A 14,302-nucleotide genomic window follows, 5' to 3' on the forward strand; every position below is an offset into this window, starting at 1 on the left:
AAACTTCGTATCTTTGCAAGCGATTTTATGCAATCTTCAAAATAAAAACCAATACGAATATGAAAAAAGAACTGAAAAAGGTGCTGGTTCTCGGATCAGGTGCCCTGAAAATCGGACAAGCAGGAGAGTTTGACTATTCAGGCTCTCAGGCCCTAAAGGCACTTCGCGAGGAAGGTATCAAGAGTGTACTCGTAAACCCTAACATCGCAACCATCCAGACCAGCGAGGGTATTGCAGACAAGGTGTATTTCCAACCGGTAAATACACACTTCGTAACTGAGATTATCAAGAAGGAGCGCCCCGACGGCATCCTCTTGGCATTTGGTGGACAGACCGCGCTTAACTGCGGTACTGAGCTTTACTTGAACGGAACTCTGAAAGAGTATGGTGTTGAGGTACTTGGTACAAGTGTAGAAGCCATTATGAACACCGAAGACCGCGACCTGTTTGTAAAGAAACTGGGCGAGGTTGATCTGAAGGTTCCTGTAAGCCACGCTGTAGAGTCGATGGAAGATGCCCTGAAGGCAGCTCACGAGATTGGATTCCCCATCATGATCCGTTCGGCTTATGCACTGGGTGGTCTGGGTTCAGGTATCTGTCCCGATGAGAAGAAGTTCATTGAGTTGGCCGAGTCGGCCTTTACTTTCGCTCCACAGATTCTGGTTGAAGAGAGTCTGAAGGGCTGGAAAGAAATCGAGTTTGAGTGCATCCGCGATGCTAACGACCGTTGCTTTACCGTTGCCTCGATGGAGAATTTCGACCCACTGGGTATCCATACTGGCGAATCCATCGTAGTTGCGCCTACTTGCTCGCTGCGCGAGGAGCAGGTTAAAATGCTGCAGGAAATCACTATTAAGTGTGTAAAGCACCTGGGCATTGTAGGTGAGTGCAATATTCAGTTCGCATTCAACGCTGAGACCAACGACTACCGTATCATCGAAATCAACGCGCGCTTGAGCCGTTCTTCGGCTTTGGCATCTAAGGCTACTGGCTATCCCCTCGCCTTCGTTGCTGCCAAGATTGCACTTGGATATACACTCGATCAAATCGGCGAAATGGGCACTACATCAAGTGCTTATGTAGCACCAAGTCTCGACTATATGATCTGTAAGATTCCTCGTTGGGACCTGACAAAGTTTGCTGGTGTGAGCCGTCAGATTGGTTCGTCGATGAAATCGGTTGGTGAGATTATGAGTATCGGTCGCAGCTTCGAGGAGATGATTCAGAAGGGCTTGCGTATGATTGGTCAGGGCATGCACGGTTTCGTGGGCAACGACCACACCAAGTTTGATAACCTCGACGAGGAGTTGGCTAACCCAACCGACCTGCGTATCTTTGCTATCGCTCAGGCTCTCGAAGAGGGCTACACCATCGAGCGTATCGAGCAGCTTACCAAGATTGACGTTTGGTTCCTGGAGCGCCTGAAGCATATTGTCGACCTGAAGCACGAGCTGTTGAAGTACAATCAGCTTGAGGAACTGCCCGATGAGCTGCTGCTGGAGGTAAAACGTTGCGGTTTCAGCGATTTCCAGATTGCCCGCTTCGTGCTCAAGCCACAGGGTGGAAATATGGAGAAGGAGAATCTGGCTGTTCGCAAGTATCGTAAGCAGCGTGGCGTAGTGCCATCGGTTAAGCGCATCCCAACAGTTGCCTCTGAGCATCCTGAGCTTACCAACTACCTCTACTTCACCTACACCCATGTTCCAGCATTCGGAAATCCCGAGGGTGAGAAATATGTAGCTGCACACGACATTAATTATTATAATAATGAGAAATCGGTGGTAGTACTCGGTTCGGGTGCTTACCGTATCGGTTCGTCGGTTGAGTTCGACTGGTGTTCGGTTAACGCCATCAACACCGCTCGCAAGCTGGGTTACAAATCTATCATGATTAACTACAACCCTGAGACCGTTTCGACCGACTACGACATGTGCGACCGCTTGTATTTCGACGAACTTTCGTTGGAGCGCGTGCTCGATGTGATCGATCTCGAGTCGCCACGTGGTGTCATCGTTTCAGTAGGTGGTCAGATACCTAATAACCTGGCAATGAAATTGCATAGACAGGGAGTTCCCGTGCTTGGAACCTCGCCTGTTGACATCGACCGCGCTGAGAACCGCGACAAGTTCTCGGCCATGCTCGACAAGCTTGGAATCGATCAGCCAGCATGGCAGGCACTCACCAGTTTCGACGATGTGAAGGATTTTGTGGCCAAGGTGGGTTACCCCGTTCTGGTTCGTCCTTCGTACGTTCTTTCGGGTGCCGCCATGAACGTTTGTTACGACGAAGCAGAGCTGCTACGCTTCCTGAATATGGCTACCGAGGTATCAAAAGAGTTCCCTGTAGTAGTATCTAAGTTCATGACAGAGACTAAGGAGATAGAATTCGACGCTGTAGCCGACAAGGGCGAGGTAATCGAGTACGCTATCTCTGAACATGTGGAGTATGCAGGTGTTCACTCGGGCGACGCCACGATGGTTTTCCCCGCTCAGAACATCTATTTCTCTACCATCCGTCAGATAAAGAAAATTGCACACAAGATTGCAGCCGAATTGAACATCTCTGGACCGTTCAACATACAGTTCCTCGCCAAGAACCGCGAGGTTAAGGTTATTGAGTGTAACCTGCGTGCCAGCCGTTCATTCCCATTTGTGTCAAAGATTTTAAAACGTAATTTTATCGAAACAGCTACCAAAATCATGCTCGACGCACCTTATCAGAAGCCTGACAAGAGTGAGTTCGACATCGACCGCATTGGTGTGAAGGCCAGTCAGTTCTCGTTTGCCCGTTTGCAGAATGCCGACCCAGTTCTGGGTGTCGACATGAGCTCAACTGGTGAGGTTGGTTGCTTGGGCGACGACCTGAACGAGGCCCTGCTCAACTCGCTCATCGCAACCGGTTACTCTATTCCTAAGGATGCCGTTCTGATTTCTTCTGGTGGCGCCAAGGGTAAGGTAAGCTTGCTGGAGCCAGCACAGCAGTTGGCCAAGAAGGGTTACACCATCTACGCCACCGCTGGAACCGCTAAGTTCTTTAACGATAACGGTGTAAAGGCTGTAGCTGTAGCATGGCCCGATGAAGAATGTTCAATGGTCAATGGTCAATGTTCAATGATTAACGTGATGGATCTTATCAGTCAGCACAAGGTTGGTTTGGTTATCAATGTACCAAAGAATCACACCAGTCGCGAGCTTACCAATGGTTACAAGATCCGTCGTGGTGCCATCGATCATAACATTCCTTTGATGACTAACGTGCGTTTAGCCAAGGCATTTATCGAGGCCTTTACCGCTATGAGCATCGATGATGTGAAGATCAAATCATGGCAGGAGTATAATAATTGATTGAACATTGACCATTCTTGCCTTGCAAGCCAGCAGAGCTGGAGCGGACGATTGACCATTATTGCTGCGCCTTTAGAGACAGTACAATATAAATGGTCAGTGGTCAATGATAAATGGTCAATGTTCAATGGTCAATGTTCAATGATAAATGATTGACGAGTATAAAACACTAAAAAGCGGAGGTGAGGGATATTACACTGAAAAGCGTAGCAAGTTCCTCGCCTTCGCTCATCATGTAGAAACCCTTGATGAAATCAAGGAATTATTAGCCGGATATCGTAAGAAGTACTACGATGCCCGCCATGTTTGCTATGCGTATATGTTAGGTGCCGAACGATTGGAGTTCCGCGCTAACGACGATGGCGAACCATCGAGCACAGCCGGCAAACCCATTCTGGGACAGATTAACAGCAACGAGTTAACGGATATCCTGATAGTAGTGGTGCGTTATTATGGTGGTGTGAACTTAGGTACATCGGGTTTGATTGTGGCCTATCGCGAAGCAGCTGCCGATGCCCTAGCCCACTCCGAGTTTGAAACCCGTCAGGTTGAGGAGATTGTGACCTACATTTTCGCCTATCCGCTGATGAATGATGTGATGCGAATTGTGAAAGAGATGCAGCCACGTATTGTTTCGCAAACCTATGATAATACCTGCGAAATCAAGCTCAGCATTCGTAAATCGGAAGCCGAACAACTACGCAACCGACTCTCTAAGCTGTCATTCGAATAAAAATCGCATTTTCCGCAAAAAATGTTTGGTGGTTTCCTAAAAAAGCATTACCTTTGCACTCGCAAATATAAAACGAGTACATCGATTTGCTTAAGCTTGATTGGAGAGTTGGCAGAGTGATCGATCGCGCTGGACTCGAAATCCGGTATACCCCTTTCGGGTATCGGGGGTTTGAATCCCTCACTCTCCGCAAAGAAAAGAATAAGGCTTCGGAATTTCCGGAGCCTTATTTCTTTATTATCCCTCTAATGGAGCATCTTTGAGTTTCTCAAGTGCCCGGCATAACTGATCGGGGCACGATGTACCTTTGGCACCACAACGAATGCCGTTAATCTTGGGTATCACATCGTCAATCTTCTGTCCGCGCACCAACTGGCTTATTCCCTGAAGGTTGCCATTGCAACCTCCAAGGAAAAACACCTGCTGTATCACGTTGTTCTCATCGGCAGTCACGTCGATCAGTTTCGAACATGTGCCCTGAGTTTCGTACTGTATATGCTTAGTCTTCATCGGCTTAGCTTAACTTGTGAATCACCAGACCTGAACGCAGTTTTGGCTCGAACCAGGTTGCCTTTGGTGGCATAATCTTACCGCTGTCGGCAATATCCATAATCTGCTGCATAGATACGGGATAGAGAGCAAGCGCAGTACGCATCTCGCCTGAGTCAACACGGCGCTTCAGCTCTTTCAGTCCGCGCAGTCCGCCTACAAAGTCGATGCGCTGTGATGAGCGCAGGTCGCCGATGTTCAGAATCTCATCCAGAATCAGGCGGCTCGAGATATCTACATCCAGCACGCCGATTGGGTCGGTATTGTCGTAAGTACCCTCCTTGGCCTTCAGGCTATACCAGTGCTCGTCCAGATAGAGCGAGAACTCGTGCAGCTGCTGGGGCTTGTAAATCTCGGTACCCTTATCCTCAACCTCGAAGTTTACCTGCAGGGCAGCCAGGAACTCTTCTGATGACATGCCGTTCAGATCCTTCACTACGCGGTTGTAATCCAGAATGGTGAGCTGCGATGCCTGGAAGCAAACTGCCATAAAGTAGTTATACTCCTCGGTACCATTGTGGTTGGGATTCTGCTTCTGCTTCTCGGCACCAACCAGAGCGGCAGCAGCCGAACGGTGGTGACCATCGGCGATATACAGCGATGGCATCTGGGCAAACTGCTCAGTAATAGTCTGCATATCCTTAGCGTCGCTGATTACCCAGAACTGATGACGGAAACCATCGATAGGAGCAACGAAATCGTACTCGGGCTCGGTAGCAGCATAACGCATAATCAGTTCGTTCAGTACAGTGTTGTCGGGATAAGCGAAGAATACAGGCTCGATGTTAGCATTGTTCACACGAACATGCTTCATGCGGTCCTCTTCCTTATCTCTGCGGGTCAGCTCGTGCTTCTTGATGTTGCCCTTCATGTAGTCATCTACATAAGCGCCAACCACCAGTCCGTACTGCGTCTTTCCGTTCATGGTCTGCGCATAGATGTAATAGTGGTCGTCGGCATCCTGTACCAACCAACCCTTATCCTGGAACTTCTGGAAGTTCTCGGCAGCCTTCTCGTACACACGTGGGTCGTACTCCGATGTGCCTACGGGGAAATCAATCTCTGGTTTGATAATGTGATAGAGGCTCTTCTCGTTGTCGCCAGCCTCTGCCCTCGCCTCTTCACTGTCGAGCACGTCGTAAGGACGGCTCTCAACTTGCTCTACAAGTTCTTTTGGTGGGCGAATACCCTTGAATGGTTTGATAATAGCCATGTTATATATGAAACATTAATGATTAAACATTAAAAGATTAAAGATTGGCCTTGATTTTTTCGATCATCTCGGCATATTCGGCGTCGGTAAGATATACCTTGCCTGGGTTCATCTGGAACACGCCGCCGTAATCGGGGCCATCTACATATTTGGGAGCCAGGTGGAAGTGCAGATGCGACAGCTTGTCGCTATAGGCACCATAATTGATTTTCTCGGGGTTGAATGCTTTCTGCATGGCACTAGTCACCTTGGCCACATCGGCCATAAAGGCGTTGCGATCTTCGTCGCTCAACTCGTTCAGGTCGTTAACGTGGTCCTTATAGGCCACCAGGCAACGACCGCGATAGGTCTGCTCCTTAAAAAGAAAAGCTCGCGACACCGACAGTTGAGCAAACTCAATCATCAGGTCGTGAAGCGTCTGATTATTCGTGCAATACAAGCACTGTTTGGGATCACTTTGCATAATTAAAATAGGTTTTAGGAAAATACAAAAGTGCACAAGTAGGGCTTAAACCCTCCTGTGCACCTGATATGTAAGTATATTACTTGTTTACCTGGAACTTGGTGTCGCCATCCTTGAAGAATGCGTTGATCTGCTTGGCAGCAGCGATACCAGCATTGATGTTGGCCTCGGCTGTCTGAGCACCCATCTTCTTAGGAGTTGAGAAGTAGCGACCCTCGAACTTAGCGAACTCATCGTTAGCATCTGGCATGATGTCGGTCACGAACTTCAGGTCCTCACGCTCAGCCATCAGCTTAATCAGCTCGGGCTCGTTGATAACCTCCTTACGGGCTGTGTTAACAAGCACGCCACCCTTCTTCATCTTGCCAACCAAAGCAGCGTTGATGCTCTGCTTGGTCTCAGGAGTAGCAGGGATATGGAGTGAAACCACGTCGCAAGTCTCGAACAACTTCTCCTGGCAGCAAACAGCATGCACGCCAGCTGCCTCGATCACTTCTGCAGGGCAGAAAGCATCGTAAGCATAAACGTCCATACCGAAACCCTTGGCGATGCGAGCCACATTGCGACCTACATTACCGAAAGCCAGGATACCCAGCTTCTTACCCAGCAGCTCACTGCCGCTCTTACCGTTGTAGAAACCACGAACGGCCATCACGAGCAATCCGAATACCAACTCGGCTACAGCGTTTGAGTTCTGACCTGGGGTGTTCTCGGCTACTACGTTGTGAGCAGTAGCAGCAGCCAGATCGATGTTGTCGTAACCAGCACCGGCACGAACCACAATCTTCAACTGCTTAGCAGCGTCGAGTACCTCAGCATCCACCTTATCGCTACGGATAATGAGTGCGTCGGCATCAGCAACGGCTGCCAGGAACTGAGCCTTTTCTGTATATTTCTCGAGCAGTACCAGCTCATTGCCGGCTGCCTCAATCTCTGCCTTAATACCATTAACAGCAGCTGCTGCAAATGGCTTCTCTGTTGCAACTAATACTTTCATTTTACTCATTGAACATTGAACATTGACCATTGACCATTATTTCTCATCGACAGTTTTTGTTGTTTTGATAATTTTGGTCAGGGTTGCTGCGATTTTTCCACAATCATTATAAATAGATTCAAATTGCATTTTATCCAGATATTCTGACTCATGGAGCAACTCCAGCCAATATTCAGTTTCGTTTGCCTCCTTTAAAGCAATATTTAACTTGTTAATAAAATCCATTCGACTTTGAGCATTAACACTTTCGCGAATGTTGGCTCCAATGCTTGTGCCACTTCTCAGTACTTGCTTTGACAGGACATATACCTGTTTTTCTTCTTTCAGATAATTATATAATCTGATAATTCGAAGAGCAAAAGCTTTACTGTCATTCAGCACCTGATTGTCCGCCTTCATAATGGTCAATTGTCAATGCTCAATGGTCAATGACTTAATGATTTGCTTCGAATTCCTTCATGCAAGCTACGAGAGCGTTGCAGCCTTCGATGGTCTGGGCGTTGTAGCAAGATGCACGGAAACCACCAACTGAGCGGTGACCCTTAACACCAACCATACCCTTTGATACTGCGAAGTCGAGGAAGTCCTTCTCCAGCTCCTTGTACTCGTCGGCCATTACGAAGCAGATGTTCATCAGCGAACGATCCTCAGCCTTAGCTGTACCTACGAACATCTTGTTGCGGTCGATCTCGCCATAAACAATCTCTGCACGCTGCTGAGCCAGCTTATCCATAGCCTCTACACCACCCTGGGCCTTGATCCAGCGCAGATTCTCGAGAGCGCTGTAGATAGGAACTACAGGAGGAGTATTGAACATACTGCCCTTATCTACGTGTGTACGGTAGTCGAGCATGGTTGGGATCTCACGTGGAGCCTTACCCAGAGCGTCGTCCTTAACAATCACGATAGTAACACCTGCCATAGCCAGGTTCTTCTGAGCACCAGCGTAGATGGCATCGTACTTAGCAACGTCAACAGGACGGCTGAAGATATCTGATGACATATCGGCAATCAGACGAACGGGAACGTCGAGGTCCTTACGGATCTCAGTACCATAGATAGTATTATTTGTTGTGATGTGCAGATAGTCAGCATCAGCGGGAACAGTCCAATCCTTAGGGATGAAGGTATAGTTGGCATCAGCTGAAGAAGCCACCTCTACTACCTCACCGAAAAGCTTTGCTTCCTTCATAGCCTTCTTAGCCCAAACACCGGTGTTCAGGTAAGCAGCCTTCTTAATCAGGAAGTTATAAGGAATCATACAGAACTCCAGACTGGCACCACCACCAAGGAAAATCACGGAGTAACCCTCGGGAACGTTAAGGAGTTCCTTTACGAGAGCTACAGCCTCGTCAACTACAGGCTGAAAGTCCTTTGCACGATGGCTGATCTCCATCAGAGAGAGACCTGAGCCGTTGAAATCAAGACACTGCTGTGCGGTCTTCTCAATCACCTCGCGAGGAAGCATCGAGGGACCGGCGTTAAAGTTGTACTTCTTCATTTGATTGTTTATTTATTAAATGGTTTATATTCTATGTCTTTGAAAAACGCTGCGAAATTACACTTTTTATTTTAATCCACCAAATATTTAAGCAGAAATTCACAATATTTCCTATTTTTCTTTCATTTTGTCAACTCAATATGGCATTTTTCTACCGCTTTTGATAGATTGCTACACCTTATTATATATTATGACGTTGCAAAGATACTGAATATTTGGCACGAATTACGCGAATTAACACGAAAATAATTATTAATTCTTTAAAATTCGTGAAATTCGTGTAATTCGTGCCTTAAAATAGCTATCTTTGCAATCGTTATGATACAGAAAGAACATCATATTATTATCAGTCTGGCTTCGAATATCAATCACGAGGCCAACTTAGAGGCTGCCCGCACCCAGCTCACCCAGCTGCTCAGCGAGGTACATTTCACCTCCGCCATCTACACCGAACCCGTAGGAAATGGTCAATGGTCAATGGTCAATGGTCAATGGCCCAAATATCTTAATCAGTTGTGCAAAGGCACCACTGCCTTGGGTATGAACCTGCTGAACGAGGTGCTGAAGGAGATTGAGAAACGTCTGGGTCGCACGCATAACGAGGATGGTATTGTAACCGTCGACCTTGATTTGCTGGAGTACGATGGCGAGCGTTTTCACCATCGCGACTGGGAACGAAACTACGTAAAGGACTTAATTAACGAATTATGAGAAAATTGTTTATTATCAGTGCGTTACTTTTGTCATCTTTTAGCGCACAAGCACAGAACTTCGACGATTATTTCGAAGATAAAACCCTGCGATTAGACTATACTTTTGCAGGCGATGCTACCCGTCAGCAGATATTTGTCGACGAGTTGATAAGCTTGCCCCGCTGGTACGGGCGCAAGCAGCATCTGGCCGAGCTGCCACTCAAGGGCAACGGACAGATTACCGTGCGTTCGCTCGCCGATGGAATGGTGATTTATCGCCACTCGTTCTCAAGTTTGTTCCAGGAGTGGGTATCTACCGCCGAAGCCAAACAAACGCAGAAATCGTTCGAGAACGTGTTTCTGGTGCCCTTCCCCAAATCGCCCGTCGAAATCAAGGTCGAGCTCTTTGATTACCACGATCAGGTCATCAGCCGTCTTACCCACAAGGTAGATCCTAAGGATATTCTGATTCGTAAGGCTGGCGAGCGCCAGATTACACCCCATGTCACCCTGCAGCAGGCTGCCGATACCGCACGCTGCATTCGTGTGGCTTTTGTGGCCGAAGGCTATCAGCAGCAGGAGATGGACGTGTTCCTGAACGATTGTCGTATAGCGATGGAATCGCTGTTCGAGCACGAGCCCTTTAAGCAGAACCAGCTGAAGTTCAATATGATAGCTGTGATGCCGCCATCTGTTGAGAGCGGCACCAGCGAGCCCAATAAGGGCATTTGGAAGAATACCCCACTCGGCTCGCATTTCGACACCTTCTATAGCGAGCGCTACCTCACTACCCTGCACCTGAAGAAGCTGCACGATGTGCTGGCAGGCATCCCTTACGAGCACATCATCGTGCTGGTAAACACCGATCGCTATGGTGGCGGCGGTATCTACAACTCTTACAACCTTACTTATGCCCACGGCAAGCACTTCCGTCCCGTTGTGGTTCACGAGTTTGGTCATTCGTTTGGCGGTCTGGGGGATGAGTATCCTTACGGCGACGACGATCCTATGTATTTTGCCGATACCGAGCCTTGGGAGCCTAATCTCACAACAAAGCACGATTTCAACGGCAAATGGGAGAACCTGATTAAGGATAAAAAGGCCGGTTTTATCGAGGGCGGCGGTTACCTCTCAAAGGGTGTTTGGCGTGGTTACGAGAACTGTCGCATGCGCACCAACGAGGAACCCGAGTTCTGCTTGGTTTGCCAGCAGGCCCTGCAACGTTTAATTGATTTTTATACTAAATGATTACTGAAATACAATCCTTACAACAGCCTGGCATTGAGGTGTTTGGGACGCTCACCGAAGCGCAGCTCCGAAACAAACTTGATGCCGAACGCGGCTTGTTTATTGCCGAGAGTCCTAAAGTGATACGTGTGGCCCTGCAGGCTGGCTATCAGCCCCAGGCGCTGCTTTGCGAGCGCAAGCATATTACAGGCGATGCAGCCGATATTATTGCCGCCTGTGGCGATATTCCTATCTATACTGGCGAGCGCGAACTGCTGGCCCAACTTACCGGCTATACCCTCACCCGTGGCGTGCTCTGCGCCATGCGTCGCAAACCTGAATTGAGCGTACAACAGGTGCTGGGTAGCATTCCCAGCGGACAGAAACATCGCATCGTGGTGATCGATGGCGTGGTTGATACCACCAATATCGGTGCCATCTTCCGTAGTGCAGCCGCTCTGGGCATCGATGCCGTATTACTTACCCGTAACAGCTGCGATCCCTTGAATCGCCGCGCTGTGCGTGTATCGATGGGTTCGGTATTTTTAGTTCCCTGGACTTGGCTCGACTCTTACGATACCCTGCGCTCATTGGGCTATCAGACAGCCGCAATGGCCCTCACCGATAAATCCATCTCGCTCGATGATCCTGTGCTGAAGCAGCAGGAGCGCCTGGCATTTATCATGGGTACCGAGGGCGACGGTCTGCCCCAGCAGACTATCACCAACGCCGATTTCACCGTGCGCATACCGATGTCACACCAAGTTGATTCACTCAATGTGGCAGCGGCAGCGGCAGTGGCTTTCTGGGAACTCAGAAAGTAAGTACTTATTTATCAGATAGTTTATCTACGTATTTCATCTCGCGCATAATCCTTCCTTGGCGCTTGTACATATAGCCCGAAGGATTCTTGCTCGAGAATTTACGTGGATTAGGCAGTGTAGCTGCAATCAGGGCGCATTGGGCCTTTGTTAGCTCCGATGCATCGGTATTAAAGTGCTCTTCGGCAACGGCCTGTGCACCATAGATACCATCCCCCATCTCAATCGAGTTCAGATACACCTCCATAATTCTCTCTTTACTCCACATCAGTTCGATGAGTGCTGTAAAATACACCTCGAACCCTTTACGCACCCACGAGCGTCCAGGCCAAAGGAACACATTCTTAGCCGTTTGCTGCGAGATGGTAGATGCACCCAGCTTACGTTTCTCTGGGTGCTTGCTGTTACGTTTGGCAGCCTTCTCAATAGCCTGGAAGTCGAAACCGTGATGCTGCAGGAATTTAGCATCCTCGCTCGCCATCACCGCCATAGGCAACGATGGTGATATCTTGTCCAGCGATACCCAGTGGTGTTTCAGCTTCAGGTCCTTACCCTCGCTAATCTGCTGCGAACAGCGTATAAACATCAGAGGTGTAAAGTAAACCGGCAAGAAACGTAGTGCCATAACAGCAAGAATAGTGGAGGCAAAAAATACCACCACTATCCATTTTATTATGCTCTTAAATACTTTCAATTGAAAATGGTCAATTGTCAATGTTCAATGTTCAATTATTTAGAAGCTTCAGCATTAGCATCCTTAATCATCTGCTCCGAAGCGTACATGTAAACCTCAACGCGACGGTTCTGCTTGCGGCCCTCGGCTGTGCTGTTGTCAGCAACTGGGTTGGTAGAACCCTGACCGTCAACCGACTTAATCTGTGAAGCAGGAACACCCAGCGACTTCAGATAGTTAGATACGCTCTTAGCTCGGTTAACCGACAAAGGATTGTTGATAGCATCGCTACCAGTATTGTCGGTGTGACCGTAGATAGCAACGTCGCAAGCGCTGTTGTTCTTCAGTACGGTAGCAAACTGCTGCAGTGAGCTCTTTGACGAGGCATTCAGGTCAGCCTTGTTAGTAGCAAACAGAATACCCGAATCAAATGTAACCTTAACAGCCTCAAGTCCGTTAGCGTCGGTGATAGTCTCAACCTGAGCGTTCTTAACGGCCTCAGCCTCCTTCTTAGCCTTGTCCATCTTCTTACCGATGATTGCACCAGTACCAGCACCTACAGCACCACCGATAGCGGCACCAACAGCTGTGTTACCAGCAATCTTGCCAATAATAGCACCCAGGGCAGCACCGCCACCAGCACCAATCATTGTACCCTTAGCTGTGTTACTCATGTTACATCCAGCCAGCACCATCGAAGCGCACAGTGCTACGGCAATTGATTTCATACTTTTCATACTCGTTCTAAATTTGTTAATTAATCGTTTACTATTGTTTCTGCCTGCAAAGATAGTACATTTTTTTAAAGCGAGTATCATTAAATCGATAATTTTTTGTATTTTTGTTCCGATTAATGATTTTTATGTAGAGAGATGCAGGATTTTACTCAGCAGTCGATTTCAGACTAAAGCAGAATGGCTTGTTATAGTGGCGCTGCGAATAATAGGTAACCGAAGGGTGCTTCAGGTTCATCACCATGGTCCAGGCTGTGCCCAGGAACCCTTCGCGCTGTGGTTGCGATACCGATGCAATCGCGTTTGTAAGCTGTTCCATGTTCATCACACCGTTGTTTTCGGCATATCGCTCGCATAGCATGTCGTAACGCTTATCGCCAGGCTCCAAACCCGCATTCAGTTTCTGCTCGCACAGATAGTGGTTAGCCACAGCAGGCGATTCTACCACCACCATTTTATTGTCCACATACTCCACTACTACCCTTTTGCCCGTAGCATCGGCCATCGCATAGTGGTGAGCCGAACCTATGTCCGAGTGCATATCTATCCCCTCCAGCAGTTTTAGCGCCTCGTCAACGGTAGCAGCATTTTTCAGCATATAAGGTATGGCAGCCGTTGTGGTCAGGTCGGGTTTGCTGGTGTTCTGGTGCGTCTGCACAGTGTCGCCAGCCATCAGGTCGGCAATGGCCAGTCCCTTCTCGTTAATACCGTCCAGCGCCACAAATAGTCCTGTAAGCGCCATATACTGATTCTTAAATCCCTCGGGTTTATAGTTCTCGCCAAAGTTGTAGAACTCCACGTTAAAGGTGGTAATTGTTTCGTAGCCTTTGTCGGGGATGCAATGCATTATCACGCCAATGGCCGATGTGAAATCAAAGTTGCGCCCCATCAGAATGTCGCCCTCAGGCGTGTTTACGGTCAGTGCCGAGCATCCGTATGTCTGCTTCGATGTACTGATTTCGGGCTTGTAATGACCCTTCGACAGGAATTCGATGGCATATCCGGCCAGCTCGTCGGCTTTAGCTATGCCACCCTTGGCCATCAGTCCGTCAAACCCGTCGTCGCCCTTGTACTCCATGTAGTACAATCCGTCGTCCAGTTTCACACACGAGTTTGCACCTTTAACCAGATGGCCGAACTCCAACCACACGGCAATTCCCAGTAATACAACCAATCCCATGACGCTGAATAGCGCAATTTTCAATACTTTCTTCATTAGTTTATAGTTTATAATTAACGTTTTCAAATTTATGTTTGATGCTGCAAAGATACAAAAAAGTTTCTTCTAACTTGCTTTTTTTGAAAGAATTATGTAAAAAATGCATATAACTTACGGAGACATTATGACATCTCCG

At 48.1% G+C, this 14,302-nt stretch carries 14 protein-coding genes and 1 tRNA gene; 6 read left to right on the forward strand and 9 right to left on the reverse strand.

Annotated elements, in window-relative coordinates:
* The first annotated feature begins 59 nt into the window (after positions 1–59).
* The 3 genes from carB (at position 60) to PRU_RS05350 (ending at position 4,267) form a co-directional block, all read left to right on the forward strand.
* Positions 60–3,344 (forward strand): carbamoyl-phosphate synthase (glutamine-hydrolyzing) large subunit, encoded by a 3,285-nt coding sequence (carB, locus tag PRU_RS05340; RefSeq protein WP_013063373.1) that lies wholly within the window; start codon positions 60–62, stop codon positions 3,342–3,344.
* 148 nt (positions 3,345–3,492) lie between these two features.
* Entirely contained in the window at positions 3,493–4,077 is a 585-nt protein-coding gene (locus PRU_RS05345; RefSeq protein WP_013064188.1) for an IMPACT family protein, read from the forward strand.
* Positions 4,078–4,179: 102 nt separating this feature from the next.
* A tRNA-Ser gene (locus PRU_RS05350) sits at positions 4,180–4,267 on the forward strand.
* Between the two features lie 47 nt (positions 4,268–4,314).
* Here PRU_RS05350 and PRU_RS05355 read toward each other — a convergent pair.
* The 6 genes from PRU_RS05355 to serC all read right to left on the reverse strand — a co-directional run bounded on the left by PRU_RS05355 (position 4,315) and on the right by serC (position 8,800).
* Complete coding sequence (locus PRU_RS05355; protein WP_013064145.1) at positions 4,315–4,587, reverse strand: TIGR03905 family TSCPD domain-containing protein; 273 nt, start codon at positions 4,585–4,587, stop codon at positions 4,315–4,317.
* Between the two features lie 4 nt (positions 4,588–4,591).
* Positions 4,592–5,839: a DUF1015 domain-containing protein gene (locus PRU_RS05360; protein WP_013063529.1), complete on the reverse strand. Its 1,248-nt coding sequence runs from the start codon at positions 5,837–5,839 to the stop codon at positions 4,592–4,594.
* A gap of 37 nt (positions 5,840–5,876) precedes the next feature.
* Complete coding sequence (locus PRU_RS05365) at positions 5,877–6,302, reverse strand: HIT family protein (protein ID WP_013063665.1); 426 nt, start codon at positions 6,300–6,302, stop codon at positions 5,877–5,879.
* Between the two features lie 79 nt (positions 6,303–6,381).
* On the reverse strand, positions 6,382–7,299 hold the full coding sequence (locus PRU_RS05370; protein ID WP_013065456.1) for an NAD(P)-dependent oxidoreductase: 918 nt from the start codon (positions 7,297–7,299) through the stop codon (positions 6,382–6,384).
* 36 nt (positions 7,300–7,335) lie between these two features.
* Positions 7,336–7,698 carry a four helix bundle protein gene (locus PRU_RS05375; protein WP_041385755.1) on the reverse strand — a complete coding sequence of 121 codons (363 nt, stop codon included), beginning with the start codon at positions 7,696–7,698 and terminating at the stop codon, positions 7,336–7,338.
* 34 nt (positions 7,699–7,732) lie between these two features.
* A complete protein-coding gene (gene serC, locus PRU_RS05380) occupies positions 7,733–8,800 on the reverse strand; it encodes a 3-phosphoserine/phosphohydroxythreonine transaminase (protein WP_013064757.1) in 1,068 nt (355 codons plus the stop codon).
* Positions 8,801–9,118: 318 nt separating this feature from the next.
* Here serC and PRU_RS15240 point away from each other — a divergent pair, with 318 nt between their 5' ends.
* From PRU_RS15240 to PRU_RS05395, 3 genes are read left to right on the forward strand one after another with little or no spacing between them, the layout of a single operon-like run.
* A complete protein-coding gene (locus tag PRU_RS15240) occupies positions 9,119–9,511 on the forward strand; it encodes a 2-amino-4-hydroxy-6-hydroxymethyldihydropteridine diphosphokinase (RefSeq protein ID WP_013063996.1) in 393 nt (130 codons plus the stop codon).
* Positions 9,508–10,740 (forward strand): M64 family metallopeptidase, encoded by a 1,233-nt coding sequence (locus PRU_RS05390; RefSeq protein WP_013063254.1) that lies wholly within the window; start codon positions 9,508–9,510, stop codon positions 10,738–10,740. Before PRU_RS15240 ends, PRU_RS05390 begins: the two co-directional genes overlap by 4 nt.
* Entirely contained in the window at positions 10,737–11,543 is an 807-nt protein-coding gene (locus PRU_RS05395; protein WP_013065215.1) for a TrmH family RNA methyltransferase, read from the forward strand. The genes PRU_RS05390 and PRU_RS05395 overlap by 4 nt, the downstream gene beginning before the upstream one ends.
* A 4-nt stretch (positions 11,544–11,547) precedes the next feature.
* Here the strand turns inward: PRU_RS05395 and mtgA are convergent, their stop codons facing one another.
* From mtgA to PRU_RS05410, 3 genes are all read right to left on the reverse strand, one after another.
* Complete coding sequence (gene mtgA / locus PRU_RS05400; RefSeq protein ID WP_080517170.1) at positions 11,548–12,234, reverse strand: monofunctional biosynthetic peptidoglycan transglycosylase; 687 nt, start codon at positions 12,232–12,234, stop codon at positions 11,548–11,550.
* 35 nt (positions 12,235–12,269) lie between these two features.
* Entirely contained in the window at positions 12,270–12,950 is a 681-nt protein-coding gene (locus tag PRU_RS05405; RefSeq protein ID WP_013065620.1) for an OmpA family protein, read from the reverse strand.
* Between the two features lie 145 nt (positions 12,951–13,095).
* Positions 13,096–14,163 carry a linear amide C-N hydrolase gene (locus tag PRU_RS05410; RefSeq protein ID WP_013065216.1) on the reverse strand — a complete coding sequence of 356 codons (1,068 nt, stop codon included), beginning with the start codon at positions 14,161–14,163 and terminating at the stop codon, positions 13,096–13,098.
* Positions 14,164–14,302: the final 139 nt, after the last annotated feature.

The organism is Xylanibacter ruminicola 23, assembly GCF_000025925.1.
GTDB lineage: Bacteria > Bacteroidota > Bacteroidia > Bacteroidales > Bacteroidaceae > Prevotella > Prevotella ruminicola.

Bases quoted from the DNA above. Each gene is read 5' to 3' on its own strand.
- PRU_RS05395 (WP_013065215.1), top strand. From the start codon at position 10,737: ATGATTACTGAAATACAATCCTTACAACAGCCTGGCATTGAGGTGTTT.
- PRU_RS05355 (WP_013064145.1), bottom strand. From the start codon at position 4,587: ATGAAGACTAAGCATATACAGTACGAAACTCAGGGCACATGTTCGAAA.
- PRU_RS05410 (WP_013065216.1), bottom strand. From the start codon at position 14,163: ATGAAGAAAGTATTGAAAATTGCGCTATTCAGCGTCATGGGATTGGTT.
- PRU_RS05405 (WP_013065620.1), bottom strand. From the start codon at position 12,950: ATGAAAAGTATGAAATCAATTGCCGTAGCACTGTGCGCTTCGATGGTG.
- PRU_RS05365 (WP_013063665.1), bottom strand. From the start codon at position 6,302: ATGCAAAGTGATCCCAAACAGTGCTTGTATTGCACGAATAATCAGACG.
- PRU_RS05390 (WP_013063254.1), top strand. From the start codon at position 9,508: ATGAGAAAATTGTTTATTATCAGTGCGTTACTTTTGTCATCTTTTAGC.
- serC (WP_013064757.1), bottom strand. From the start codon at position 8,800: ATGAAGAAGTACAACTTTAACGCCGGTCCCTCGATGCTTCCTCGCGAG.
- PRU_RS05360 (WP_013063529.1), bottom strand. From the start codon at position 5,839: ATGGCTATTATCAAACCATTCAAGGGTATTCGCCCACCAAAAGAACTT.
- PRU_RS15240 (WP_013063996.1), top strand. From the start codon at position 9,119: ATGATACAGAAAGAACATCATATTATTATCAGTCTGGCTTCGAATATC.
- carB (WP_013063373.1), top strand. From the start codon at position 60: ATGAAAAAAGAACTGAAAAAGGTGCTGGTTCTCGGATCAGGTGCCCTG.
- PRU_RS05370 (WP_013065456.1), bottom strand. From the start codon at position 7,299: ATGAAAGTATTAGTTGCAACAGAGAAGCCATTTGCAGCAGCTGCTGTT.
- PRU_RS05345 (WP_013064188.1), top strand. From the start codon at position 3,493: ATGATTGACGAGTATAAAACACTAAAAAGCGGAGGTGAGGGATATTAC.
- PRU_RS05375 (WP_041385755.1), bottom strand. From the start codon at position 7,698: ATGAAGGCGGACAATCAGGTGCTGAATGACAGTAAAGCTTTTGCTCTT.